This window comes from Vibrio sp. YT-18, from assembly GCF_033337345.1.
GTDB classification, from domain to species: domain Bacteria; phylum Pseudomonadota; class Gammaproteobacteria; order Enterobacterales; family Vibrionaceae; genus Vibrio; species Vibrio alginolyticus.
Map to the genome: position 1 here is coordinate 1 of NZ_JAWOQO010000236.1, position 1,095 is coordinate 1,095.

At 44.4% G+C, this 1,095-nt stretch carries 2 protein-coding genes; both read left to right on the top strand.

Translation table 11 applies throughout. The features are described from left to right. On the top strand, positions 1–791 hold a 791-nt coding region (locus R7M72_RS25660), incomplete at its 5' end, for a hypothetical protein (protein ID WP_318056536.1). 114 nt (positions 792–905) lie between these two features. After that, the coding region (locus R7M72_RS25665; RefSeq protein ID WP_318056537.1) for a LysR family transcriptional regulator at positions 906–1,095 on the top strand (190 nt) is incomplete at its 3' end.

Consider the following 1,095-nt stretch of genomic DNA (forward strand, 5'->3'; position numbering starts at 1 on the left):
AAGCTGACCCTAACACGATTTATCAGCTCAATAGCGATTTACAAAAACTGCACGGTGAGGGTAACGACCTCATATCTTTTAGTGACCCCCATCGTTCACACCTCCCGATCACCGCTTGGCCGGACATGCTATCGGCCGACATTGCCTTTTGGCGCAAGCACCAACACTGGTTGTTGCAAAGTAATGACCCGGTCACTCCAACTAATGAAGACGACTTGAGCGTGAATTATAAAATTCCGCTCAATTACATCAATCAATACAATGGTGAACATTTACGCCTGTTCTACGGGTCTCGCCTCGTTTATGCGAGATTGTTCAGTGCCCTGCACTACATTTTGAATCACGTTAAATCGGTGATCGAAGATTGGAGCCACGATCGCTACCCCTATCAATTACCCATAGAACTGTACATACCAACGACAAGTGAGCCGCAATCGGCATTACGAAATACATATCACCATTTTAATAGTGCTAACTATCAATCACTTAAAAACTATTTCCAGCAGCACTATTCAAGTTGGATTGAAGAGCAATATCTAAATTGGATGTTCGAGCTCAACACACAACTTAATCACCAAACCGCCGCCACTTACATCATTGAATACGAGGACGAGCTTGGCATTCCGCGTGTGGACTTTATTTGCAAAAACGAAAACACTTTGCGGATGATTCGCCCCGCTCATTTTGTTGAAGACATGCGACAAATGGTGAGCTCGACCGATTATCTTGATCACCAAGTACAGCAAGTCGTGCTCAGAATCGAACGGCAATGCCGAGCGAAAGGATGGTAGATAAAGGCAGGAACAACGTTAGGGAAATTCGAACAACAAAAAGCCATCTTCTAAGCTTGATCATTAGAACGAGAAGTTTGAACGGCGAGAAGACTCAACGGATGGATAAACGCTATGCTATCGATAAAACAATTATCTTATGCCTTGGCTGTCTCAAAAACGCTGCATTTTCGTAAAGCAGCAGATTTGTGTCATGTTCGCCAATCAACGTTGAGCACAGGCGTCAGTGAACTGGAGCGTCAGCTAGGCATTAAGATTTTTGAACGGGACAATAAAAAAGTGCTCGTCACGCCACTTGGTCGTG